The organism is Amycolatopsis australiensis (assembly GCF_900119165.1).
GTDB lineage: Bacteria > Actinomycetota > Actinomycetes > Mycobacteriales > Pseudonocardiaceae > Amycolatopsis > Amycolatopsis australiensis.
The window spans coordinates 1,784,214-1,805,745 of sequence record NZ_FPJG01000006.1; the positions used below are offsets into that span (position 1 = coordinate 1,784,214).

A 21,532-nucleotide genomic window follows, 5' to 3' on the forward strand; every position below is an offset into this window, starting at 1 on the left:
CAACCAAGGCCGCCTTGGGGCGCTTGGGGCCGGGCGGTCAGATGACGGCGCCGTCGTCCTCGGGGGTCTTCGGTGGCAGCCACGAGTTGCCCGGGACGCCCCACTTGTTGTGCTTCAGCATCTTCTTCGCCGCGCGCGCGTGCCGGCCGACCAGGCGGTCGAGGTAGATGTACCCGTCCAGGTGGTCGGTCTCGTGCTGCAGGCAGCGCGCGAAGTAGCCGGTGCCCTCGACCTCGATCGGGTTGCCTTCGACGTCGAAGCCCGTCACCTTCGCCCACTTCGCGCGACCTGTCGGGTACGACTCGCCGGGCGCCGACAGACAGCCCTCCCAGTCGTCGTCCGGGTCCGGCATCGTCTCCGGGATCTCCGACGTCTCCAGCTTCGGGTTGACGACGACACCCTTGTGCCGCACGCCCTCGTCGTCCGGGCAGTCGTAGACGAACACCCGCAGGTCGAGGCCGATCTGGTTGGCCGCGAGGCCGACGCCTTCGGCGGCGTACATCGTCTCGAACATGTCGTCCACGAGCGTGCGCAGCTTCTCGTCGAACTCGGTGATCTCCCGGGTCGGCTGGTGCAGCACGGGCTCGCCCGCGATCACGATGCGGTGGATGGTCACGACGACGCAGTTTAGTCGTACCCCTCTGGTAGACCTGCATCAGACCGTGACGCGCCGACGCGGATGCCCACGTCGGCGCGGGCTTCCGTGGTTGAATGGCGCCCGCGGAAGAGCTAGGTCTGATTCGCCATGACGCCCGATTGAGAGGGACTCGGATGGACGCCGCGGAGTCGATGGCTGAGCCGCAGCCGTCGCCGCCGAAGCCCGTGCCCGGCCTGACCGAACGCGAGGTCGAGATCCTCGCCTTCGAGCGCCAGTGGTGGCGACACGCCGGGGCGAAGGAGAACGCCATCCGCGAGCGCTTCGACCTCTCGGCCACGCGCTACTACCAGCTGCTCAACAAGCTGCTGGAGAAGCCGGAGGCGATCGAAGCGGACCCGATGCTGGTGAAGCGGCTGCGCAAGACGCGTGCCGCCCGCCAGCGCAAGCGAGGCGCCCGGCGACTGGGGATCGAGCTGAAATGAGCGTGTTTTCGGGAATGTCCCGGCCGATGAAAGCGGCGGGCGTCGCCCTGATCGGCGTGGCCATCGTCGCCGCGGTGATCGGCGGGATCTCCGCGCTGAGCGGCGGCGAAGGGTCGAACGAAGCCGGGCCGAGCGGCACGTCTTCGCAGCCGGGCACGTCCGGTGGCCCCAGCAGCCCGTCCGCCCCGTCCGGCACGTCGTCGCCGTCCTCGCCGACGTCGCCCACGGCTTCGCCCACCCCGCCGTCGCCGTCCGCACCGGCGTCCGGCCAGCCGGGCCAGTCCGGGCAACCGGGCCAGCCCGGGCAACCGGGCCAGCCCGGCCAGCCGGGCGGTGACCAGCAGGCGTCCAACAAGTGGGTGACGCTGCGGGTGTTCAACAACTCGACGATCAAGGGCCTCGCCGCCCGCGCGGCGGACGACTTCCGCGGGGCGGGCTGGAACGTCGTCGACGTCAGCAACTACTCGCAGGGCATCATCCCGGCGACGACGGCGTACTACCGCCCGGGCACCGACGAGGAAGCCGCGGCCAAGCAGCTCGCGCAGGAATTCGGGTTCAAGGCCGAGCCGCGCTTCGAAGGCATCAAGGACGCGAGCCCGGGCGTGATCGTCATCGTGACGAACAACTACGAATCGGGCCACAAGGGCAGCTGACGGCGGCTATTCGCCGGCCTGCGTCTTCGCGTACGCCTCCAGAGCCGCGAGCTGAGCCGGGTCGAGGCTGGGCCGCACGGTCTTTCGCGCCGTTTCGACGTGTGCCGCCGTGACTTCGCGGGCTTCGAGGGACTCGCGCATCGCCGTCAACGCCGCTTCGCGGATCAGCGCCGCGCAGTCGGCGGCCGAGTAACCGTCCAGAGTGGACGCCACTTCGGCGAGGTCCACATCGGCGGCCAGCGGCGTGTTCTTCGAGCTGGCCGCCAGGATCGCCGCGCGAGCCTCGGCGTCCGGCGGCGGCACGTAGACGCGGCGCTCCAGCCGTCCCGGCCGCAGCAGGGCGGGGTCGACCAGCTCCGGCCGGTTCGTCGCGCCCAGCACGACGACCTCGCGCATCGGCTCGACGCCGTCGAGCTCGGTCAGCAGCGCCGCGACCACCCGGTCGGCGACACCGGAGTCCGACGACTGGCCGCGGCGCGGGGCCAGCGCGTCGATCTCGTCGAGGAAGATCAGCGACGGCGCCGCCTCCGCGGCCCGGCGGAACAGCTCCCGCACCGCGCGTTCGGACTCGCCGACCCACTTGTCCATCAGCTCGGCGCCCTTGACCGCGAAGACGTTCAGCGCGCCGGTGCCGGCCAGCGCCCGCACGAGGAACGTCTTGCCGCCGCCGGGCGGTCCGTACAGCAGCACCCCGCGCGGCGGTTCGACACCGAGCCGCGCGAACGAGTCCGGGTACCGCAGTGGCCACAGCACGGCCTCGGTGAGCGACTGCTTGACCTCGGTCATGTCGCCGACGTCGTCCAGGGTCAGCCCACCGGTGGCCAGGTTGTCCGAAGTGGACATCGACACCGGCCGGACGGTGGCCAGCGCGTCCAGCAGGTCCTGCTGCGAGATGCGCGGCTCGTCCGCGTCACGCTGGCGCAGGGCCGCCCGCAAGGCGGCGTCGCGCCGCAGGGCGATGAGGTCCGCGGCGACGAAGCCCGGCGTCCGCTCGGCGAGGACACCGCAGTCGATGCCGGTGTCCAGCGGGACGTCGCGGAGCAGGACGTTCAGCAGCTCCCGGCGCGTCTTCGCGTCCGGCAAGGCGAGGCTCAGCTCCCGGTCCAGCAGGTCGGCGGCCCGCAGCCGCGGGTCGGCCGATTCCGCGCGGGCCGTCGTCGCGACGACGGCGAACCCCTCACGCCGCAACGCCGTCCGCAGCTCTTCGAGCACGACCGTCGCGACCGGCGGCGGCGTGGTCGCCGGCAACAGCGCGTCGACGTCGGTGAGCAGCAGCACCGCCGGTCCTTCGGCCGCGCGGACGGCCTCGCGCAGGCGTGAAACGGCGACGTTCGGGTCCAGCACCGCGAGGTTCGGCGCGGCCACCGGCACCACGCGGATGCCGGCCTCGCGCGCGACCGACCGGACGAGCGTCGCCTTGCCGACCCCTTCGGGGCCGGACAGCAGGACACCCAGGTGCGCCGGCGCACCCAGCCGGGCCAGCAGCTCGGGCCGGTGGAACGCGAGGTCGAACCATTCGCCGAGCTTGCGCGCGGCCGCTTCGGCGCCGATCAGGTCGGCCAGCGGCACGACCGGTTCGGCCGTCTCCGCGACCGCCACCTCGTCCTCGACGATCTCGGCGTCGATCCACTCTTCGGCCGCGGTGACGGCGGAGGTGCGCACCAGCGCGGTCGCCGTCCGGGGCGCGGCGGGCTCGGCGGCGGGCCGCGCGCCGTCGCGCCAGGTGACCACTGTGGACGGTCCAACCGCGACGGTGCCGGACGGCTCGGTGGCGGTGACGGTGAGCAGCTCGTTCGTCCAGGTCGCGCCGATCGCCCGCGAAAGCTGGCCGCGCAGGCCGGCCGGGTCGGAGCCCGGCTGCGGCGCGAGGTCCTGCGGGAGCAGCGAAACGGCGTCGCCGACGGTGAGCACCTTGCCGATCAGGGCCAGCCGCAGCATGTGCGGGCTCACCGAGACGCTGGCCAGCCGCGACCCCGCGACGGTCACCGTCCTGGCCGCGGCGACCTCGGCCGGCGCGACCACGACTTCGGCGCCTTCGGTGACGCCGAGGTTCGACATCGTGACGTCGTCGGTGAGCACCACCCCGGGCACGTCGGCCTCGTCGGCGGGCGCGGCGATCGCGGCGCTGACCCGGGCGCCGGTGAGGTGCACGGCGTCCCAGGCCCGCAGGCCGAGCGCGTCGAGGACTTCGGGGTGCAGCCGGACGACGCCGCGGCGGGTGTCCAGCGCCGACGGCGTGTGCCGGACGGTCAGCGTGATCTGCGGGTGGCTCACGCCGTTCACCCTAGCGAGCCGGTGCGCTCCCAGGCGTCGAAGTAGGTGATGTCGGCGAGCGCCGGACGCGTGGCGGGCCGGAAGTCGCGCTGCGTGGTGTACGCGACGGCCAGCAGGCTGATCTGCATGACGTCGTCCGGGATGCCGAGCAGGGCGGCGACGTCGGCTTCGTGGTCTTGGAGGTGGTACCCGCAGATCGAGCTGCCGAGGCCGCGGTCGCGCAGGGCCAGCTGGAAGCTCCAGATCGCGGGGTAGGCGGAGCCGAAGTACGCGGACTGCGTGAACGCGTCCGCCGGTGGGCGGCCGATCATGCACGGGATGGCCAGCACGGGCACGCGTTCCAGGTTGCGGACGAAGTGCTGGGCAGAGGCGAGGGCGCGCGCCTCGACGAGATGGCCGTACTTGGCCCAGGACGCCTCGGCGGTCTCGCGGTTGTAGGCGGCGATCGCGGCTTTGGTGGCGGCGTCCCGGACGAGCAGCCAGCGGAATTGCGCGGCCATGCTGCCCGCGGCGGGAGCCTGCTGCGCGATGCGGAGGCAGCCGTCCAGCACGTCCTGGGGCACGTCGCGGTCGAAGTCCAGCTTGCGGCGGACGGATCGGGTGGTGGTCAGCACGGTCTCGGCGTCCATACTTACAGTGTATGCGTACAGTGTAAGCATGGTCCTGAACCGTGAGAAAGTCCTGGAAGCGGCCCTCCGGCTGGCCGACGAACAGGGCCTGGCGGCGTTGTCGATGCGCAAGGTCGCGGCCGCGGTGGGCGTCGAGGCGATGTCGCTGTACAACCACGTCGAGAACAAGGGCGATCTGCTCGACGGGCTCACCGCCCGGGTCTTCGAAGAGGTGCCGCTGCCGGATCCCGCGTTGCCGTGGGACACGCGTCTGCGGTCGCTGGCCGCCGGGCTGCATGCGAGCTTCACCCGGCACCCGGTGGTCGTCCGGGCCTTGGCGGCGCAGGACGCGAACCCGCGCTCGGCGGGGGCGTTGCGGGTGATCGACGCGCTGCTGCGCGCGTTGCTCGACGCGGGCCTGTCCGCGGAAGCCGCGGCCCGGAGCTACCGGTCGCTGCTCGGGATGCTGTTCGGCTCGGTGCTCACCGGCACGGCCGGAACCGGCGACGTGCGGGCCGAGCGCGCGGAGCCGGTGGTCGCGTACTTCCGCCGGATGGTGACGGCCGAGGACCTGCCGAGCCTGCACCGCGTGCTGCCCGCGTTGGAGACGGGCGACTGCGTGCAGGACTTCGGCTACCAGCTGGACCTGCTGATCGGCGGGCTACTTGCGGCGGAGGCCGATCTGGCGCCATGAGCGGCGCCGCGGGCCTTGGCCGTTTTCGCTGCCCCGGGGCGTCCGGACCGTCTCGCCGGCGCGGGGCAGGCGGACCGCGCGCATCGCCGCGCCCGCGACCCGGCGGCGCAGCGGCGGGCGCAGGCCAAGGCGGCGGGACGAGCGGGCCCGGCGGATCGCGCGGCGCTCGCGCGGCGGGACCGTCCAGGCCTCCGGGTGCGCGGCCAGCCAGCGGTGCCGCTTGATCGAGTACGGGATGTGCGCCAGGTACAGGATCATCGCCACGACCAGCGCGACCAGGGGGAACTGGATGATCGCCGCGGCCAGCAGCGCGACGCCGATCAGCAGCGGCGCGATCGCCTTCGCCGGCGCCTTGACCGTCTTCAGCGACAGCGTCGGGATGCGGCTGATCAGCAGCGCCGCGATCGCGATCGTCCACGCCCACACGACGTACTGCGAGGACCACCACCCGGAACCCCACTGCAGCGAAGCCACCAGCGGCAGCATCGCCAGCAGGCCGCCCGCCGGCGCGGGGACGCCGACGAAGAACTCGCTCGCGTACGGCGGCTGCTCGGTGTCGTCCAGCAGCGTGTTGAACCGGGCCAGCCGCAGGATCATGCAGACGGCGAAGATCAGCGACGCCACCCAGCCGATCCGGTCGGCGCCCGTCTGCCACACGTAGATGACCAGCGCCGGCGCCACGCCGAACGAGATGCCGTCGGACAGCGAGTCCAGCTCCGCGCCCATCTTCGACGTCGCGTCGAGCAGGCGGGCGATCCGGCCGTCGAGGCTGTCGAGCACCGCCGCGATGCCGATCGACGCGATCGCCATCGCGTAGTTCCTGGTCAGCGCGAACTGCACGGCCGACAGGCCCGCGCACAGCGCGAGCACGGTGATCGCGTTCGGCAGCAGCCGGACGCCCGGGGTGGTCACGCGGACCATCGATCAGCCTTCCGAATGCGCGGCCGGCAGTTCGGCGATCACCGTCTCGCCGCCGACCGTGCGCTGGCCCTTGGCCACGAGCACGCGCGAACCCGGCGGAAGGTAGAGGTCGACCCGCGAGCCGAAGCGGATGATGCCGTAGGTCTCACCCGCGGCGACCTTGTCGCCCTCGCGGATCTCGCAGAGGATGCGGCGCGCGACCAGCCCGGCGATCTGCACGACGACGAGCTCGTGGCCGTCTTCGGTGCGCAGCAGCACGGAGTTGCGTTCGTTGTCGTCGCTGGCCTTGTCGAGGTCGGCGGACAGGAACTTGCCCGGCCGGTAGGCGACCCGCTCGATCACGCCGTTCGCCGGCACGCGCTGGACGTGCACGTCGAACACCGACAGGAACACCGACACGCGCATCCGCGGCTCGGCGGGCAGGCCCAGCTCGGCCGGCGGGACGGCTTCCTCGATCAGCGACACGATGCCGTCGGCGGACGCGAGCGCGACGCCGGCACGCGGTGGCGGGACCCGTTTCGGCTCGCGGAAGAACGCGGCGGTCGCCACGGTCGCGAGCGCGCCGACGAGCCCGAGCCGCTTGGAGAACCGGCGGGCGAGCAGCGTGGCGGCGATCCCGCCCGCCACGAACGGCCGGCCGGCGTGGTGCATCGGCGGCAGCGTTTCGCGGGCGAGCTGGAGGGCGTGCGCGACGGGATTGCCGGCGGGCTCCGGCCGGGTGCCGCTCATGGTCGGGTCCCCTGGTTTCGTGTCGGAAGGACGGTCGGCGCCGGGGTCCGGCGGCCGCGGATGGGCGCCCCCACGCTACCGCTGCGCCGGGCCGGGCCTTCCGCATGCCCCTCGTCGGCTCCTCCGCGAGGGTGTCCCCACGGCGGGTGGGCCGGGCCACATCGCGGTAACGCAAAGTCGAATTCGGCGACAACACCGAGTAGTCGACGCCGTTCGGGGCGCTGCCGGACGCATCCCGCGAGACAGGTGAGGGGACGGATGACCGACCACCGCGATCCCGTCGGAGCTCGCCTCGACGAGCTGCTGAGCGCGTGGTCGCGGGAGATCGACGAAGTGCCGCTGCCGTTGCTGGTGGACCCGGTGCGGGCGGTCGACGTGGTCATCGCGGCCAAGACGCGCGGCCGGGTGCATGCGCCCCCCGACGGCGCAGGCACCCGGCCGCCGGGAAATGCGCGTGAGGAGAGATTTTAGCCGCGGAGCGGCGTTGACCACGGATCGCTGGGGCAAACGTTACAAACGGTCGCCCGGACGACGGCCGAGACCGCTCACGAGCCGCAGGATCGCCAGCAGCACGACGGCGCCGAGGATGGCCACGCCGAAGCTCGGGAAGTCGAAGCCGAACGTCATCTGCTGCCCGGTGGCGAACCGGTAGAGCAGGCCGCCGAGGGTCGCGCCGACCACCCCGACCAGCACGCTGACCAGGCAACCCTGCCGGCGTCGCGCCCGGCCGCCGACGACGAGGTTCGCGGCCCAGCCGACGATGGCGCCGAAGATCACCCATGCCACGAATTCCATGGCCGGAGCTTACGGGAGCCAAAGTACAAGAGTTATTGCACAAGAGCTCTTGTACAACTACTCTTGTGCACCATGAGCGACGAGGTCCGGGACATCCGGGATTCGAAGGTGCTCGCGGCGGTGTCCCATCCGCTGCGTCGGCGGCTGATGGAACTGCTCCACCTGGACGGCCCGGCCACGGTGTCGGTGCTGGCGGGAAAGACCGACCAGGCGGTCGGCAACGTCAGCCACCACATGAAGGTGCTGGCCGCCGCCAAACTGGTCGAGGAAGCTCCCGAACTCGCCCGTGACCAGCGGGAACGGTGGTGGAAGCGCAGCGTGAAGACCATCCGGTGGGCTTCCGCGGACTTCCCCGACGACCCGATCGCCGAGGCCGCCGAGGTCCTCACCCTCGACCACCAGACCGCGATCGCCCGCGAGTGGATCGCGACGCGCGAGACGTACCCGCCGCAGTGGCGCGGCGTGGCGTTCAGCACGGACACCTGGATGCGCCTTTCCGCCGCCGAGCTGGAAGAGCTGAACGAACGGGTCATGTTGCTGCTGGCCGACTTCGAGAACCGCACCGAGCCCGGTGACGGGGTCGAGCGGCGTCCGGTCTTCTTCGTCGCACGAGCCTCGCTGGGCCAGCCGTGAAGGGGCTCTGGGGGAACGGGGATTTCCGGCTGCTCTGGACCGGCGAGACCACGAGCATGCTCGGCAGCATGGTCGCGAGCACGGCGTTGCCGCTGGTCGCGGTGGTCACGCTGCAGGCGAGCACGTTCGAGGTCGCGTTGCTGACGGCGGTCGCCTGGCTGCCCTGGCTGCTCGTCGGGCTGCCCGCCGGCGCCTGGGTCGACCGGCTGCCGAAGCGCCCGGTCATGCTGACCTGCAACACGGTGTCGACGGCGGTGTTCGGCAGCGTTCCGGTCGCGGCCGCGCTCGGCGCGCTGACCCTGCCGTACCTGCTGGGCGCGGCTCTGCTCGGCGGGGTCGCGAAGGTGTTCTTCACGCTCGCCTACCGGGCCTACCTGCCCGTCCTGCTCGGCCGGGACGACCTCCTGGAAGCCAACGCGAAGCTGCAGGGCAGCGAGTCCGCGACGCAGGTCGCCGGGCCGGGCCTGGCCGGGTTGCTGGCGCAGGCGTTCGGCCCGGTCAGCGGCATCCTCGCGGACGCGGTGAGCTTCGGCGTCTCCGTGCTGTGCGTGCGGGCGATCCGGGTGCGCGAGACCGTGGTCCCGGCGGCGCGGACGCCGTTGCGCAGCCAGATCGCCGAAGGCCTGGGATTCGTCTTCGGCGACCGCTACCTGCGGTCGCTGATGGTGTTCGGCGCGGTCTCGAACCTCGCGCTGACCGGCTACAGCTCCATCCAGATCGTCTTCCTGTCCCGCACGCTCGGCGCCGCGCCCGGCCTGGTCGGCCTGGTGCTGGCGCTCGCCGCGACGGGCGGGGTGCTCGGCGCGGCGCTGGCCGGACGGCTCGGCGCGCGGTTCGGCACCGCCCGCGCGTTCCTGCTGTGCGAGGTGGCCGCCGCGCCGATGATGCTGCTCGGGCCGCTGAGCGGCCCGGGCTGGGGACTGGCGCCGTTCGTCGCCGGCGTGTTCGGCGTCTGCGCCGGTGTGGTGGCCTCGAACGTGCTGACCACGACGTTCCGGCAGGAGTACTGCCCACCGGAGCTGTTCAGCCGGATCACCTCGAGCGCCTCGCTCACCGCCTACGGCACGATCCCGCTGGCCGGCGTTCTCGGCGGCGCGCTCGGCGAGGCGATCGGCGTCCGGGAGACGCTGTGGGTGGCGTCCGCCTTGCTGGTCGCCGCGCTCCCGATCCTCGCGCCCTTCCGGAAGCTGCGGGAGTTCCCGGTCAGAGGAGCAGAACGTCCACCTCGTCGCCTTCCGCAGCCGACGTGACGTCTTCCGGCAGCACGATCAGGCAGTTGGCTTGCGTGAACGCGGCCAGCAGGTGCGAGCCCGGCCCGCCGCGCGGCCCGACGACCCCGGTGACCTCGCGGTCCGACGGCGTGAACACACCACGGCGGTACTGGCGGCGGCCGGCCGGCGAGGACATCGCCTCCAGCAGCCGGGCCCGCACGCGCCGCCGCGAGACGTCGGTGTGGCCCAGGGCCGTCAGCAGCGCCGGGCGCAGGAACGCCTCGAAGGACACGAGGACGCTGACGGGGTTGCCGGGCAGCGTCACGACCGGCACGCCCTGCCAGCGTCCGCAGCCCTGCGGCCCGCCCGGCTGCATCGCGACCTTCGCGAATTCGACGCCCTGGCCGGACAACGCGTCCTTCACGACTTCGTACGCGCCCGCGCTGACGCCGCCGGACGTCACCAGCAAGTCGGCGCCCGCCAGCTTCGGCTCGATGACCTTCCGGAACTCCTCGACGTCGTCGACGACGCTGCGGACCACCTCGACCTCGCAGCCGAGGCCGCGGATCGCCGCGGCGAGCATCACGCTGTTGGACTCGTAGATCTGGCCGTGCCGCAGCGGGGCCGGCGCGTCGATCAGCTCGGTGCCGGTGGAGGCGACCACGACCCGCAGCGGCCGGTGCACCCGCACCTCGGCGAGCCCGACCGCGGCCGCCAGGCCCAGCTGGGAGTGGCCCAGCACGGTTCCGGCGGGCAGCGCGATGCTTCCGGAGACGACGTCCTCGCCGCTGCGCCGGATGTGCGCGCCCGCCTTGGCGGGGGCGGAGATCGTCACCGTCGACGTGCCGGCGTCGGTGTCCTCGACCATCACGACGGCGTCCGCGCCGGGTGGCAGCGGCGCGCCGGTCATGATCCGGTGCGCGGTGCCCGGCTCGAGCGGCCGGACGTCGACGCGGCCCGCCGGGATGTCGTCGGCGACCGGCAGCGTCACCGGCACGTCGGTGACGTCCGCGGCGCGGACCGCGTAGCCGTCCATCGCGGAGTTGTCGAAGGGCGGGAGGGAAACGCCGGCCCGCACGTCCTCGGCCAGGACGAGGCCGGCCGCGGCGGCGAGGGGCAGCGAGGTCGCGGGGGCGGTGCCGAGCAGCGCGGCGACGCGGTCGCGGTAGTCGTCGACGGAGATCACCGGACCATCCTCCCCGTCGTCGGGGCTCGTGCAAGACCGAGGCCCATTCGGATCAGCCCGGCGCAGCTCGCCGCGGGGGCACGGCTACGGTTGCTCGCGCCGGGCGACGTCTGAACGGGTCTCGCCCGGCCCGTCACAGGCACGCCTTTGGGGAGCACGCATGCAGGTCGGAGTCCGTCAACAGCCCTCGTTCGCCGTCGCCCGGTTGATGCTGGCGCCCGGCGAGCCGTGCCAGGTCGAGTCCGGCGCGATGATGGCCACCAGCTACGGCGTGCAGGTCCAGTCCCAGGCGCAGGGCGGGATCATGAAGGGCCTCGGCCGCGCGTTCCTCTCCGGCGAGTCCTTCTTCATCTCCACCTTCACCGCGCCGCAGAACGGCGGCTGGGTCGACGTCGCGGCCAACCTGCCCGGCGACATCCAGGTGATCACCCTCGACGGCCGCACCGGCTGGGCCGTCACCCGCGGCTGCTGGCTCGCGTCGTCGCACGGCGTGCAGACCGAGACCAAGTGGGGCGGGCTGAAGAACCTGATGGGCGGCGAAGGCGGCTTCCTCACGCACGCGACGGGTCAGGGCCAGCTGCTCGTCAGCTGCTACGGCGCCGTCGAGACCATCACCCTGCAGCCCGGCGAGATGGTCACCATCGACACGGGGCACGTCGTCGCGTACGCCGACACCGTGCAGTACCAGATCCGCAAGGTCGCGACCGGCATCATCCAGTCGATGAAGAGCGGTGAAGGTCTCGTGTTCGACTTCGCCGGTCCCGGCCAGATCATGACCCAGACGCGCAACCCGTCCGCGTTGGTCAGCTGGCTCGTCTCGCACGTCCCGTCCCGCTGATGCGCGTCCAGACCCGGCACACGCCCGGCTTCGGCGTCGCCCGCGTCCTGCTCGACCCGGGCGAAGCCGTGCAGGCCGCGCCCGAGACGCTGCTCGCCAGCCGCTTCGGCGTCACCGAGGCGGCGGCCGGCCGCGGCGGTGTCCGCGCCGGCAAGTCGACGACGGCGGTCTACACCGCACCGGCCGACGGCGGCTGGATCGACTTCGCGCCGCTGCGCCCCGGCGACGTCTACCCCCTGGAACTGGGCGGCACGGGCTGGTCGGTGCACCGCGACGCCGTGCTGGTGCGGCCGTCCTCGGTCCGGCACGACGCGAACTGGCTGCCGTTGCAGCAGCTCTTCGGCGCCGACTCGGGGTTTCTCGAGCACTACAGCGGAACCGGCCCGCTCGTGCTGGCCGCGCCCGGCCCGGTGGACGCGTTCGAGCTCGGCCAGGGCGAGCTGGTCACCGTGCGGCCGGACTACCTGCTGGCCTACCCGGACACCGTGCAGTGCCGGCTGCGGGCGCTCGACCCCGGCGGGCCGCAGTCGCTGCGCACCGGGGAAGGATTGGCGGTCGACTTCGCGGGTCCCGGGACGGTGCTCGTGCAAGCGCGGAACAGACGCCTTTCGGGCAGGTGATCTTCGGACGAATTGCCCATTGCCGCGGACAATAATTCCGGTAGCGTGATTGCTACTCGCACCGCTGGCATCCGCTCGGGCCAGCGGATCCTTTGTGCTGAGGGAGGGCGCCGTGGCTGTCGGCACCGTCAAATGGTTCAACTCGGAAAAGGGCTACGGGTTCATCGAATCCGCCGACGGGCCGGACGTGTTCGTCCACTATTCGGCCATCCAGGCCGACGGATTCCGCACTCTGGACGAGGGCGACCGCGTGGAGTTCGAAGTCCAGTCCGGGCGTGACGGCCGGAGTCAGGCAGCCGACGTGCGCAAGGTGTCGTAACCACACGCATCACCCGATTGGCGAACCCTCGTCGGCGGCCGAACCAGGGACGTTAGGCTGCGGGCGTGACAGGCGATGTGTCGGGGGACCTCACCGGTCGCCGGCTGGGCAACTACCGCATCGACGGGGTGCTCGGCAAGGGCGGCATGAGCGTGACCTACAAGGCCACGGACGTGCGGCTCGGCCGCAAGGTCGCCTTGAAGGTCATCGGTGACCACCTCGGGACCGACGCCGAGTTCCGCGAGCGGTTCGTCGACGAGGCGCGCAACACGTCGGCGATCGACCACGCCAACGTCGTGCCGCTGTACGACTTCGGCGAGCTCGACGGCATGCTCTACATCGCCATGCGCATGGTCGACGGCGGCGATCTCGCCGGGCTGATCTCCGGCGGCCCGATCGCACCCGCCCGCGCCCTGACGATGCTCGACCAGGTCGCGGACGCGCTCGACACGCTGCACAACCGCGGTCTGGTGCACCTCGACGTCAAGCCGGCCAACGTGCTCGTGACGAAGAAGGAGACGTCGCGGGAGCACGTGTACGTCGCCGACTTCGGGCTGACCCGGCGCGGCGCCACGGGCCACCGCACGCGCGGTGGCGACTTCCTCGGGTCGCCGACGTACGCCGCTCCCGAGCACCTGCGTGGCGAGCCGCTGGACGGGCGCACCGACCAGTACGCGCTGACCTGCGTCCTCTACGCGTGCCTCACCGGCAGCCCGCCGTTCAAGGGCGACGTGCCGACGGTGATCAAAGGCCACCTCAACGGCGACCCGCCGTCGATCTCCCGGGTGGTCGCGCTGCCGCCGGCGATCGACGAGGTGATCCGCCGCGGCATGGCGAAGAACCCGGCCGACCGCTACCCCAGTTGCGTCGAGATGGTCGCGGCCGCGCGCCGCGCGCTCGGCCCGCTGGCGGCGTCGGACACCCCACCGGGTCCGCCCGGGTCCAATTCGGGTGGAGTTCCCGCGCCGCACCGTCCTGGTCAGGTACAACAGGGGCCGCACCAGAACAGCGCACCGCAGGGAGAGGGGGCCCCCGTGCATCCGTACGGAGGACAGCAGCAGCCCGGCTACGGTCCGGGCCCGCAGGGGCCGCAGGGCCCCGGAGGTCCACACGGGATGCCGCCGCAGGGCCCGCCGCCGCAGGGTCCGCCGCCCGGCTACGGCTATCCGCAGCAGCCGGGCATGCCGCCGCAGGGCCCACCGCCGGGGTACGGCTACCCGCAGCAGCAGGGCATGCCGGGCCCGCCGCCGGGCTACGGCCAGGACCCGATGCGGCTGCGCCCGCCGATGCCCGCGGGTGGTGCCGGTGCCTTCCAGCAGCCGAAGAGCGGCGGCGGCAAAAAATGGATCTTCATCACTCTCGGCGTCCTCGTGCTGGCGGGCTTGATCGTGGGCGCGATCTTCCTCTTCTCCGACGGCGGCAGCGGCGGCGGCGGGACGACGACGGCCCCGAACATCCCGGTCGGCCCCGGTGACTCGCAGAGCAACGCGCCGTCGTCGCTGAAGACGCCGCCGCCGTCGATCTCCATCAAGCCGAGTTCCTGAGCCGGGGAACCATCGGATCGTGCGGCGCTGAGCAGGTCTTCTTGCACTCTCCCCCCGAGAGTGCTAAACACGGTCTTGGCACTCGACGCCGTCGAGTGCCAAAGGTCGGGACGGTGAGGCTGGCCCCCACCCGGGTCCAGTCGTCCGTCGCGGGCACCGAGCCTGGCCGAGGAAGAGTCCTGCTGCCGCCGCTGCACGTCGAACCGAGGACGCAGCGCGGCGGTGGCGCCCAATACCGGAGGACCACACCGCAATGGCCAAACTGATCGCGTTCGACGAGGACGCCCGCCGCGGTCTTGAGCGCGGCTTGAACACCCTCGCCGAAGCCGTCAAGGTGACCCTCGGCCCGCGGGGCCGGAACGTCGTGCTCGAAAAGAAGTGGGGCGCGCCGACCATCACCAACGACGGTGTCTCCATCGCCAAGGAGATCGAGCTCGAGGACCCGTGGGAGAAGATCGGGGCCGAGCTCGTCAAGGAAGTTGCCAAGAAGACCGACGACGTCGCGGGTGACGGCACCACCACCGCCACCGTGCTCGCCCAGGCCCTGGTCAAGGAAGGCCTGCGCAACGTCGCGGCCGGCGCCGACCCGATCAGCCTGAAGCGCGGCATCGAGGCGGCCGTCGAGGCCATCACCGAGCAGCTGCACAAGGCCGCCGTCCAGATCGAGACCAAGGAGCAGATCGCTGCCACCGCCTCGATCTCGGCCGCTGACCGCACCATCGGCGAGCTGATCGCCGAGGCGCTGGACAAGGTCGGCAAGGAAGGCGTCGTCACCGTCGAGGAGAGCAACACCTTCGGCCTCGAGCTCGAGCTCACCGAGGGTATGCGCTTCGACAAGGGCTACATCTCCGGTTACTTCGTGACCGACCCGGAGCGTCAGGAAGCCGAGCTGGAGGACCCGTACATCCTCCTCTTCGGTTCCAAGATCTCCACCGTCAAGGACGTGCTGCCGCTGCTGGAGAAGGTCATCCAGTCCGGCAAGCCGCTGCTGATCATCGCCGAGGACGTCGAGGGCGAGGCGCTGGCCACCCTCATCGTCAACAAGATGCGCGGCACCTTCAAGTCCGTCGCCGTCAAGGCGCCGGGCTTCGGTGACCGCCGCAAGGCGATCCTGCAGGACATCGCGATCCTGACCGGTGGCCAGGTCATCTCCGAGGACGTCGGCCTCAAGCTGGAGAACGCGGACCTGTCCCTGCTGGGCAAGGCCCGCAAGGCCGTCATCACCAAGGACGAGACGACCATCGTCGAGGGTGCGGGCGACGCCGACCAGATCCAGGGTCGCGTCAACCAGATCCGCGCCGAGATCGAGAACTCGGACTCGGACTACGACCGCGAGAAGCTGCAGGAGCGGCTCGCGAAGCTGGCCGGCGGCGTGGCCGTCATCAAGGCCGGTGCCGCGACCGAGGTCGAGCTGAAGGAGCGCAAGCACCGCATCGAGGACGCGGTGCGCAACGCGAAGGCCGCCGTGGAAGAGGGCATCGTCGCCGGTGGTGGCGTGGCCCTGATCCAGGCCGCCGAGGCCGCGTTCGCGGGCCTGAAGCTCGAGGGCGACGAGGCCACTGGTGCCAACATCGTCAAGGTGGCCGTCGAGGCCCCGCTCAAGCAGATCGCGATCAACGCCGGCCTCGAGGGCGGCGTCGTGGTGGAGAAGGTCAAGGGCCTGCCGCAGGGTCACGGCCTCAACGCCGCCACGGGTGTCTACGAGGACCTGCTCGCCGCCGGCGTGCCGGACCCGACGAAGGTCACCCGCTCCGCGCTGCAGAACGCCGCGTCCATCGCGGCGCTGTTCCTGACCACCGAGGCTGTCGTGGCGGACAAGCCGGAGAAGGCTGCTGCCGCTCCGGCCGACCCGTCCGGTGGCATGGGTGGCATGGACTTCTGAGCCACGCACGGAAAGCCCGGTCCGCTTCGGCGGGCCGGGCTTTTCTTTTGCGGGCGCGGTCTACGGCTTGGTGAAGAACCAGACCGCGTACGCGCCGAGGATGACTATGCCGAGGGACAGGACGCCCAAGCCCCCGATCCAGGCGGTGCTGGCCTCTTCGGCCTCCAGAGCGACGACGATCGCGCCGATCCCGGTGAGCAGGATCCAGATCGCCAGGGCCGCGGCGGTGTAGAGCACCGTCTTCGTGACGGTCGCACTGCCGGTGTCGTTGAACGCGAGCGCGAAGAAAGCGGAGAAAGCGGTCAGGCCCAGCCCGGCGATCAGGTACAGGCCGCCGAGGATCCCGACGACGACCTTCGCGGCCGTTCTGCTCCCTTGATCCACGAGCGCGAACCCTAACGCCTCGGCCGGGTTGCGCGCCGCGCTTTTCGGCTGCCCGGAGTAGCGCTCTCGGCCGAACGGCCCGGACGTCCCCTCCTCGTCCGGGCCGCTCGGCCGGCACACCCCCGGCGGGCACCGGCTCCCCCTGCGAACCGGCACCCGCCCCCGTTCAGGACTCCTCTTCCGGAGTCAGGATGGCGGCGGCGACGTAGACCGGGATGGCGACGCCGACGGAGAGGAACACGGCGGCGACCATGCCGATGCGCAGGACGCTCGCGTCGATGCCGAGGTAGGTGGCCCAGCCACCGCAGACGCCGGTGAGCATCTTGTCGGTCTTGCTGCGGCGGAGCTTCTTGGTGGTTTCCGGGGTGTACACGCTGTTCGTCATGGCTCAATGGTGGCTCCCGGCGGCCACCGGCCACATCCGGAACGGCCCGGATCCCGACCCTGAATCCGGCATCCGGGAAATCCGGGTGCTTCGCCCCCGGCTCGCCGGTACAACTTCGGGGCATGAAACACGACACGCCCGAGTTCGCCGCGATCGCCGAGGGAGGCACCATCCTGCGCTGCCAGGTCGGTTCCGGTCTGCACGGCACCGCTGTCGACGGTCAGGACGACCGCGACGAGATGGGCCTGTGCGTGGAGCCCGCCGAGTACGTCACCGGGCTGCGGCCGTTCGAGCAGTACATCTTCCGCACCCAGCCGGAAGGCGTGCGGTCCGGCCCCGGCGACCTGGACCTGATCGTCTATTCGCTGCGCAAGTGGATGCGCCTCGCGCTCACCGGGAACCCGACGATCCTGCTGCCGCTCTTCGTGCCGGACGCGGAGATCGTGCGGATCACCGGCCTCGGCCACGACCTGCGCGCCAACGCCGACCGGATCGTGTCGCGCGCGGCCGGCCTGCGGTTCGCCGGCTACCTGCGGACGCAGCGGCGGCGGATGCTCGAAGGAACGCTCAAGGTCAACCGGCCGGAGCTCATCGAGAAGTACGGCTTCGACACGAAGTACGCGATGCACATGGTGCGCCTGGGCGTCCAGGGTGTCGAACTGCTCGAGACCGGCCGGATGACGCTGCCCATCGCCGAGCCGTGGCTGAGCTGGCTGCGTGACCTGCGGCGCGGGAAGCACAGCCAGGAGGAAGCCATCGCGGCCGCGGCCGAGCTGGAGGACCGGCTCGACCGGCTGGTCCGGGGCGAGTCGCCGGTGCCGGAGCAGCCCGACCGTGACTGGGCGAACCGCTGGCTGGTCCACGCCTACCAGTCGGCCTGGCAGGCGGCTTGACACCGGGTCCGCGCTCAGGACAGGGCGCGGACCCGGGCCAGCCGGTCTACCCAGGCCGCCGCGACCGCCGGCGACGCCGGATACGCGTCCGTCGGTTCCGGCGCCCGGCGCGGCACCGGCAAGTAACCGTCCACAGGGGACAGCGAGTCTGCGCAGACGTCCCCTTCCAGCAACGAAAGCGTGCCCAGCCCGCACGCGAAATCCAGCTCGGGCAACGCGCCCGCCAACGCGAGCCCGGCCGCCAGCCCGACGCTCGTCTCGACCGCCGAGGACACCACGCACGGCAGCCCGCACGCCTGCGCGACCTCCAGCGCCCGGCGCACCCCGCCCAGCGGTGCCACCTTCAGCACCGCGACGTCCGCCGCTCCCGCGACCGCCACCTTCAGCGGGTCCTCGGCCCGCCGGATCGACTCGTCGGCCGCGATGCGGACCGAGACGCGCCGGCGGACGGCCGCCAGGTCGTCGATGGTCGGGCACGGCTGCTCCGCGTACTCGAGGCCGCCGGCCGCCTTGTCGAGGTCGGTGATCGCGCGGACCGCCGTGTCGACGTCCCAGGCCATGTTCGCGTCGACGCGGACGGCGCCGGACGGGCCGAGCGCGTCGCGGACCGCCGCCACCCGCTCGCAGTCGTCGGCCAGTGCCGACCGCGGGTCGGCCACTTTCACCTTCGCCGTGCGGCAGCCGGAGGCGCGGACCAGCTCGTACGCCTTCTCCGGGGAGACCACCGGCACCGTCGTGTTCACCTCGACGCGGTCGCGGACCGGCGCCGGCCACCCTGCTTCGCTCGCCTCCCGCGCCGCCTGCAGCCACGGCACGCTTCCGGCGTCCGAGTAGTCGGCGAACGGGCAGAACTCGCCCCAGCCCGCCGGGCCGGGCAGCAGCACGCCCTCCCGGACCGTGATGCCGCGGAACCGGTTGCGCAGGGGGATCGCGTAGACCTTCATCGGCACCGATCATGCCACCGGCGAGGTTGGCCGAACGCGTGCCGGACAGCGCGTTTCCGGTCAGAATGACTCCGTGGTCCTCGATTTCCGCGTGCTGGGTCCGGCCGAGGTCACGGCAGACGGCCACCCGGTGCCGCTCGGGGGCAGCCGGCCGCTGATCGTGCTGGCCGGGCTTCTGCTGCGCGCGAACCGGGTCGTGCCGGTCGACGAGCTGGGCCGCTGGCTCTGGGACGACGACCGCCGCCGCTCCAAGGGCGCGCTCCAGACGTACGTGCTGCGCCTGCGGCGAGCGCTCGGCGACCAGGTCACGATCCGGACCGAAAGCGGCGGCTACCTGATCGAGCTCGACGACGACCTGCTCGATCTGTCCCGGTTCCGGGCTCGCGCCACCCAGGGCAAGGCGGCGATGGACCGCGGCGAAAGCCGCCGGGCGGCCGCGTACTTCGCCGAGGCGCTCGCGCAGTGGCGCGGCCCGGCGCTGCTGAACGTCGAGTCCGACGCGCTGCACCGCGACGAGGTGGGCCAGCTGGCCGAGGAACGGCTGCGCGTGCGCGAACAGTGGGCGGACGCCCTGCTCGACGTCGGCGAGTACGGCACGGTCGTGCCCGAACTGACCCGGCTGACCAGGGAAAACCCGCTGCGGGAGCGGCTGCACGAGCAGCTGATGGTCGCGCTCTACCGGTCGGGCCGCCAGGCCGAGGCGCTCGAGGTCTACCGGCGGATCAGCGGCGTGCTGGCCGAGGAGCTGGGACTCGACCCCGGGCCGTCGCTGCAGCGCACCCGCCAGGCGATCCTCACCGGCGCCGCCGGCGAAGACGTGACCGGTGCTGCCCGGCCGGCGCGCTACCGGCTCGGCGTCGAGCCGCAGGTGCCGCACCAACTGCCCGCCGACCTGCCGACCTTCTCGGGGCGCGAGTGCGACCTCAAGGCGTTGCACGCGCTGCTGCCGGAAGCGATCGAGGCCGACACGTCGACGCCGATCGCGTCCGTCGAGGGCATGGGCGGCATCGGCAAGACGACGCTGGCCGTGCACTTCGCCCACGAGGTCGCCGACCGGTTCCCCGGCGGGCAGGTCTACCTCAACCTGCGGGGTTACGGGCCCGGCGAGCCGGTGGAGCCGTCGGCCGCGCTGGAAGCGATGCTCACGGCGCTCGGCGTGCCGTGCGAGGCGATCCCGGCCGACCTCGACGGCCGCGCGGCGAGCTGGCGGACGCACACCGCGGGGCGGCGGCTGCTGGTCCTGCTCGACAACGCCAACCGGACCGAGCAGGTGCGCCCGCTGCTGCCGGGGCCGGGCTGCCTGGTCGTGATCACCAGCCGCTGGCAGCTGCGGGCGCTGGCCGCGACGCACGGCGCGCGGCGGATCGCGCTGGAGGAGCTCGGGGAGGAGGACGCCGTCGAGCTGCTCGCGTCCACGATCGGCCTCGAGCGGGTGGCCCGCGACCCGGCGGCGACCGAGCGGTTCGTGCGCCACTGCGGCGGGTTGCCGCTGGCCATCCGGATCCTCGCCGTGCGGGCGGCGCAGTTCCCCGACCTGCCGCTCGACGAGTTCGTCGACTCGCTGCCGGCGGACCTGCTCGGCTCGTTCGATCTCGCCGACGGCGAAGGGACGAACATCCGTTCGGTGTTTTCGTACTCCTACCAGGCGCTGGAGCCGTCGACAGCGCGGCTGCTGCGGCTGCTCGGGCTGCCCACCGGCGTCGACTTCACCGCGCCGGCGGCGGCCGCGGTCGCCGGGCAGGACCTCGCGGCGACCCGGCCGATGCTGGAGACGCTGGCCGCGGCGCACCTGCTCGCCCAGCCGCGGCCGGGCCGCTACCAGTTCCACGACTTGATCCGGGCCTACGCCGGCGAAGTCGCTTCGCAGGTCGATTCGCCTTCGGAGCGCGACGCCGCGTTGGACCGGCTGCTGGACTGGTACCTGGCGTCGGCGCTGAACGCTTCACGCCGAATGCGGCCGGAGCGGTACTACCGGCTGCTGGAGCTGGACGGGTTGTCCGGCGGACAGACGTTCTCGACGTACCACGACGCGCTCGACTGGTTCGGTGACGAGTCCGGCAACCTGATCGCGGCGGTGCACCTGGCGCGGCGGCGGCGGGACGACGTCTGCTGGAAGCTGGCGTGGCTGCTGCAGAGCTATTTCGTGACGCGCTCGCGCCTCGACGACTGGCGTTCGGTGTTCGAGGTCGCGCTGGAAGCGGCGCGGGCCATCGGTCACCGTCCCGGCGAAGCGGGCATCCTGAGCGGACTGGGTGTGGTCAACGGCGTCGCGCGGCAGTACGACGAGTCCCGGCGGTACCTGGAGCAGGTGCTGACGATCCAGCGCGAGCTCGGCGCGCGCGAAGGCGAGGCGCGGGCGCAGTACAACCTGTCGATGGTGGCGCACAACCTGGACGACTACGCCTGGGCGTACGAGCACGGCATGCAGGCGCTGGAGATCGTCCGCGAGCTGGGGCTGGGCGCGTTCGAGGCGAGCGTGCTGCGGGCACTGGGCGACATCTGCACGTCGATGGGCGACCACGAGCAGGCACTGCGGCTGGCCGACGCCGCGCTGGCGATCCTGGGCCCGGACGGCGAGCCGGTCGACACGCGGTTCACGCTGCACACGCGCGGCCTGGCGCTGGTGGGGCTGGGCCGGGTGGCGGAGGGCATCGAGGCCATCCGCGAGTCGGTGTCGATGTTCTTCGCGATGGGCGAGCACTACGAAGCGGCGGACGTGCTGGCGCAGCTGGGCACGATCCACGTGCGTCACGGCGAGCCGGCGTTGGCGCGGGAGTGCTGGTTGCGTTCGGTCCGGCTGCTGACGGAGCTGGGCCACCCGGACGCGGACGACGTCCGGGCCAAGCTGGCGGCGTTGGTGGGCTCGGGCTCGGGTTCGCCGAGCTGAGGCGGTGTGCCGAGGCCGGGTGCCGGACCGCTCGCGTGCCGACCCCCAGCGA

23 protein-coding genes are annotated in these 21,532 nt (G+C 72.1%); 13 read left to right on the forward strand and 10 right to left on the reverse strand.

All coding sequences use genetic code 11. The features are described from left to right. Positions 1 to 37 precede the first annotated feature (37 nt). Complete coding sequence (locus tag BT341_RS09835) at positions 38 to 616, reverse strand: peptide deformylase (RefSeq protein WP_072475984.1); 579 nt, start codon at positions 614 to 616, stop codon at positions 38 to 40. A gap of 155 nt (positions 617 to 771) precedes the next feature. Here BT341_RS09835 and BT341_RS09840 point away from each other — a divergent pair, with 155 nt between their 5' ends. Both BT341_RS09840 and BT341_RS09845 read left to right on the forward strand, forming a co-directional pair. After that, the gene (locus BT341_RS09840; RefSeq protein WP_003101701.1) at positions 772 to 1,080 is read left to right on the forward strand and encodes a DUF3263 domain-containing protein; all 309 of its coding nucleotides are present in this window, start codon (positions 772 to 774) and stop codon (positions 1,078 to 1,080) included. Beyond that, positions 1,077 to 1,733, forward strand: a complete 657-nt coding sequence (locus tag BT341_RS09845) for a LytR C-terminal domain-containing protein (RefSeq protein WP_245804925.1) — start codon at positions 1,077 to 1,079, stop codon at positions 1,731 to 1,733. Before BT341_RS09840 ends, BT341_RS09845 begins: the two co-directional genes overlap by 4 nt. 6 nt (positions 1,734 to 1,739) lie before the next feature. Here the strand turns inward: BT341_RS09845 and BT341_RS09850 are convergent, their stop codons facing one another. Beyond that, a complete protein-coding gene (locus tag BT341_RS09850) occupies positions 1,740 to 4,007 on the reverse strand; it encodes an AAA family ATPase (protein WP_072481874.1) in 2,268 nt (755 codons plus the stop codon). 5 nt (positions 4,008 to 4,012) lie between these two features. Further along, complete coding sequence (locus tag BT341_RS09855; RefSeq protein WP_072475985.1) at positions 4,013 to 4,636, reverse strand: nitroreductase family protein; 624 nt, start codon at positions 4,634 to 4,636, stop codon at positions 4,013 to 4,015. 28 nt (positions 4,637 to 4,664) lie between these two features. Between BT341_RS09855 and BT341_RS09860 the strand changes: the two genes are divergently transcribed. Next, positions 4,665 to 5,309, forward strand: a complete 645-nt coding sequence (locus tag BT341_RS09860; protein ID WP_072475986.1) for a TetR/AcrR family transcriptional regulator C-terminal domain-containing protein — start codon at positions 4,665 to 4,667, stop codon at positions 5,307 to 5,309. On the opposite strand, the gene pssA is transcribed toward BT341_RS09860, so the two are convergent. After that, positions 5,277 to 6,230 (reverse strand): CDP-diacylglycerol--serine O-phosphatidyltransferase, encoded by a 954-nt coding sequence (gene pssA, locus BT341_RS09865; RefSeq protein ID WP_072475987.1) that lies wholly within the window; start codon positions 6,228 to 6,230, stop codon positions 5,277 to 5,279. The genes BT341_RS09860 and pssA overlap by 33 nt on opposite strands. A gap of 3 nt (positions 6,231 to 6,233) precedes the next feature. Continuing rightward, complete coding sequence (locus BT341_RS09870) at positions 6,234 to 6,959, reverse strand: phosphatidylserine decarboxylase (protein ID WP_072475988.1); 726 nt, start codon at positions 6,957 to 6,959, stop codon at positions 6,234 to 6,236. 258 nt (positions 6,960 to 7,217) lie between these two features. Here BT341_RS09870 and BT341_RS09875 point away from each other — a divergent pair, with 258 nt between their 5' ends. Further along, positions 7,218 to 7,430, forward strand: coding sequence for a hypothetical protein (locus BT341_RS09875; protein ID WP_072475989.1), 213 nt, complete (start codon positions 7,218 to 7,220; stop codon positions 7,428 to 7,430). 39 nt (positions 7,431 to 7,469) lie between these two features. Here BT341_RS09875 and BT341_RS09880 read toward each other — a convergent pair whose 3' ends face one another. Beyond that, the gene (locus BT341_RS09880; protein WP_072475990.1) at positions 7,470 to 7,754 is read right to left on the reverse strand and encodes a GlsB/YeaQ/YmgE family stress response membrane protein; all 285 of its coding nucleotides are present in this window, start codon (positions 7,752 to 7,754) and stop codon (positions 7,470 to 7,472) included. A 72-nt stretch (positions 7,755 to 7,826) separates the two neighbouring features. On the opposite strand from BT341_RS09880, the gene BT341_RS09885 reads away from it, so the two are divergent. Further along, a complete protein-coding gene (locus tag BT341_RS09885) occupies positions 7,827 to 8,387 on the forward strand; it encodes an ArsR/SmtB family transcription factor (RefSeq protein WP_072475991.1) in 561 nt (186 codons plus the stop codon). After that, entirely contained in the window at positions 8,384 to 9,637 is a 1,254-nt protein-coding gene (locus BT341_RS09890) for an MFS transporter (RefSeq protein WP_072475992.1), read from the forward strand. The genes BT341_RS09885 and BT341_RS09890 overlap by 4 nt, the downstream gene beginning before the upstream one ends. Here BT341_RS09890 and moeA read toward each other — a convergent pair. Continuing rightward, positions 9,591 to 10,784 (reverse strand): molybdopterin molybdotransferase MoeA, encoded by a 1,194-nt coding sequence (gene moeA / locus BT341_RS09895; RefSeq protein WP_072475993.1) that lies wholly within the window; start codon positions 10,782 to 10,784, stop codon positions 9,591 to 9,593. The two genes, BT341_RS09890 and moeA, sit on opposite strands and share 47 nt — an antisense overlap. Positions 10,785 to 10,944: 160 nt before the next feature. Between moeA and BT341_RS09900 the strand changes: the two genes are divergently transcribed. The 5 genes from BT341_RS09900 (at position 10,945) to groL (ending at position 15,987) form a co-directional block, all read left to right on the forward strand. After that, on the forward strand, positions 10,945 to 11,622 hold the full coding sequence (locus tag BT341_RS09900) for a TIGR00266 family protein (protein ID WP_072475994.1): 678 nt from the start codon (positions 10,945 to 10,947) through the stop codon (positions 11,620 to 11,622). Then, positions 11,622 to 12,242, forward strand: coding sequence for an AIM24 family protein (locus tag BT341_RS09905; RefSeq protein ID WP_072475995.1), 621 nt, complete (start codon positions 11,622 to 11,624; stop codon positions 12,240 to 12,242). The genes BT341_RS09900 and BT341_RS09905 overlap by 1 nt, the downstream gene beginning before the upstream one ends. A gap of 112 nt (positions 12,243 to 12,354) precedes the next feature. Beyond that, entirely contained in the window at positions 12,355 to 12,561 is a 207-nt protein-coding gene (locus BT341_RS09910) for a cold-shock protein (protein WP_072475996.1), read from the forward strand. A 65-nt stretch (positions 12,562 to 12,626) separates the two neighbouring features. Then, complete coding sequence (locus BT341_RS09915) at positions 12,627 to 14,105, forward strand: serine/threonine-protein kinase (RefSeq protein ID WP_177328773.1); 1,479 nt, start codon at positions 12,627 to 12,629, stop codon at positions 14,103 to 14,105. Between the two features lie 253 nt (positions 14,106 to 14,358). Further along, a complete protein-coding gene (gene groL / locus BT341_RS09920; protein WP_072475998.1) occupies positions 14,359 to 15,987 on the forward strand; it encodes a chaperonin GroEL in 1,629 nt (542 codons plus the stop codon). A 60-nt stretch (positions 15,988 to 16,047) separates the two neighbouring features. Here groL and BT341_RS09925 read toward each other — a convergent pair whose 3' ends face one another. Beyond that, positions 16,048 to 16,371 carry a hypothetical protein gene (locus BT341_RS09925; RefSeq protein WP_072481875.1) on the reverse strand — a complete coding sequence of 108 codons (324 nt, stop codon included), beginning with the start codon at positions 16,369 to 16,371 and terminating at the stop codon, positions 16,048 to 16,050. A 166-nt stretch (positions 16,372 to 16,537) separates the two neighbouring features. Beyond that, positions 16,538 to 16,756, reverse strand: a complete 219-nt coding sequence (locus tag BT341_RS09930; protein ID WP_072475999.1) for a PspC domain-containing protein — start codon at positions 16,754 to 16,756, stop codon at positions 16,538 to 16,540. 122 nt (positions 16,757 to 16,878) lie between these two features. Between BT341_RS09930 and BT341_RS09935 the strand changes: the two genes are divergently transcribed. Continuing rightward, on the forward strand, positions 16,879 to 17,649 hold the full coding sequence (locus BT341_RS09935; protein WP_072476000.1) for a nucleotidyltransferase domain-containing protein: 771 nt from the start codon (positions 16,879 to 16,881) through the stop codon (positions 17,647 to 17,649). A gap of 14 nt (positions 17,650 to 17,663) precedes the next feature. On the opposite strand, the gene BT341_RS09940 is transcribed toward BT341_RS09935, so the two are convergent. Then, a complete protein-coding gene (locus BT341_RS09940) occupies positions 17,664 to 18,593 on the reverse strand; it encodes an o-succinylbenzoate synthase (protein ID WP_072476001.1) in 930 nt (309 codons plus the stop codon). Positions 18,594 to 18,666: 73 nt separating this feature from the next. Here BT341_RS09940 and BT341_RS09945 point away from each other — a divergent pair, with 73 nt between their 5' ends. Continuing rightward, positions 18,667 to 21,480 (forward strand): AfsR/SARP family transcriptional regulator, encoded by a 2,814-nt coding sequence (locus BT341_RS09945; protein WP_072476002.1) that lies wholly within the window; start codon positions 18,667 to 18,669, stop codon positions 21,478 to 21,480. Positions 21,481 to 21,532 lie beyond the last annotated feature (52 nt).

Excerpts from the sequence above, each read along its gene's own strand:
- BT341_RS09840 (WP_003101701.1), top strand. The coding sequence starts at position 772 with ATGGACGCCGCGGAGTCGATGGCTGAGCCGCAGCCGTCGCCGCCGAAG.
- BT341_RS09845 (WP_245804925.1), top strand. The coding sequence starts at position 1,077 with ATGAGCGTGTTTTCGGGAATGTCCCGGCCGATGAAAGCGGCGGGCGTC.
- BT341_RS09855 (WP_072475985.1), bottom strand. The coding sequence starts at position 4,636 with ATGGACGCCGAGACCGTGCTGACCACCACCCGATCCGTCCGCCGCAAG.
- BT341_RS09860 (WP_072475986.1), top strand. The coding sequence starts at position 4,665 with ATGGTCCTGAACCGTGAGAAAGTCCTGGAAGCGGCCCTCCGGCTGGCC.
- pssA (WP_072475987.1), bottom strand. The coding sequence starts at position 6,230 with ATGGTCCGCGTGACCACCCCGGGCGTCCGGCTGCTGCCGAACGCGATC.
- BT341_RS09870 (WP_072475988.1), bottom strand. The coding sequence starts at position 6,959 with ATGAGCGGCACCCGGCCGGAGCCCGCCGGCAATCCCGTCGCGCACGCC.
- BT341_RS09875 (WP_072475989.1), top strand. The coding sequence starts at position 7,218 with ATGACCGACCACCGCGATCCCGTCGGAGCTCGCCTCGACGAGCTGCTG.
- BT341_RS09880 (WP_072475990.1), bottom strand. The coding sequence starts at position 7,754 with ATGGAATTCGTGGCATGGGTGATCTTCGGCGCCATCGTCGGCTGGGCC.
- BT341_RS09885 (WP_072475991.1), top strand. The coding sequence starts at position 7,827 with ATGAGCGACGAGGTCCGGGACATCCGGGATTCGAAGGTGCTCGCGGCG.
- BT341_RS09900 (WP_072475994.1), top strand. The coding sequence starts at position 10,945 with ATGCAGGTCGGAGTCCGTCAACAGCCCTCGTTCGCCGTCGCCCGGTTG.
- BT341_RS09905 (WP_072475995.1), top strand. The coding sequence starts at position 11,622 with ATGCGCGTCCAGACCCGGCACACGCCCGGCTTCGGCGTCGCCCGCGTC.
- groL (WP_072475998.1), top strand. The coding sequence starts at position 14,359 with ATGGCCAAACTGATCGCGTTCGACGAGGACGCCCGCCGCGGTCTTGAG.
- BT341_RS09930 (WP_072475999.1), bottom strand. The coding sequence starts at position 16,756 with ATGACGAACAGCGTGTACACCCCGGAAACCACCAAGAAGCTCCGCCGC.
- BT341_RS09935 (WP_072476000.1), top strand. The coding sequence starts at position 16,879 with ATGAAACACGACACGCCCGAGTTCGCCGCGATCGCCGAGGGAGGCACC.
- BT341_RS09940 (WP_072476001.1), bottom strand. The coding sequence starts at position 18,593 with ATGAAGGTCTACGCGATCCCCCTGCGCAACCGGTTCCGCGGCATCACG.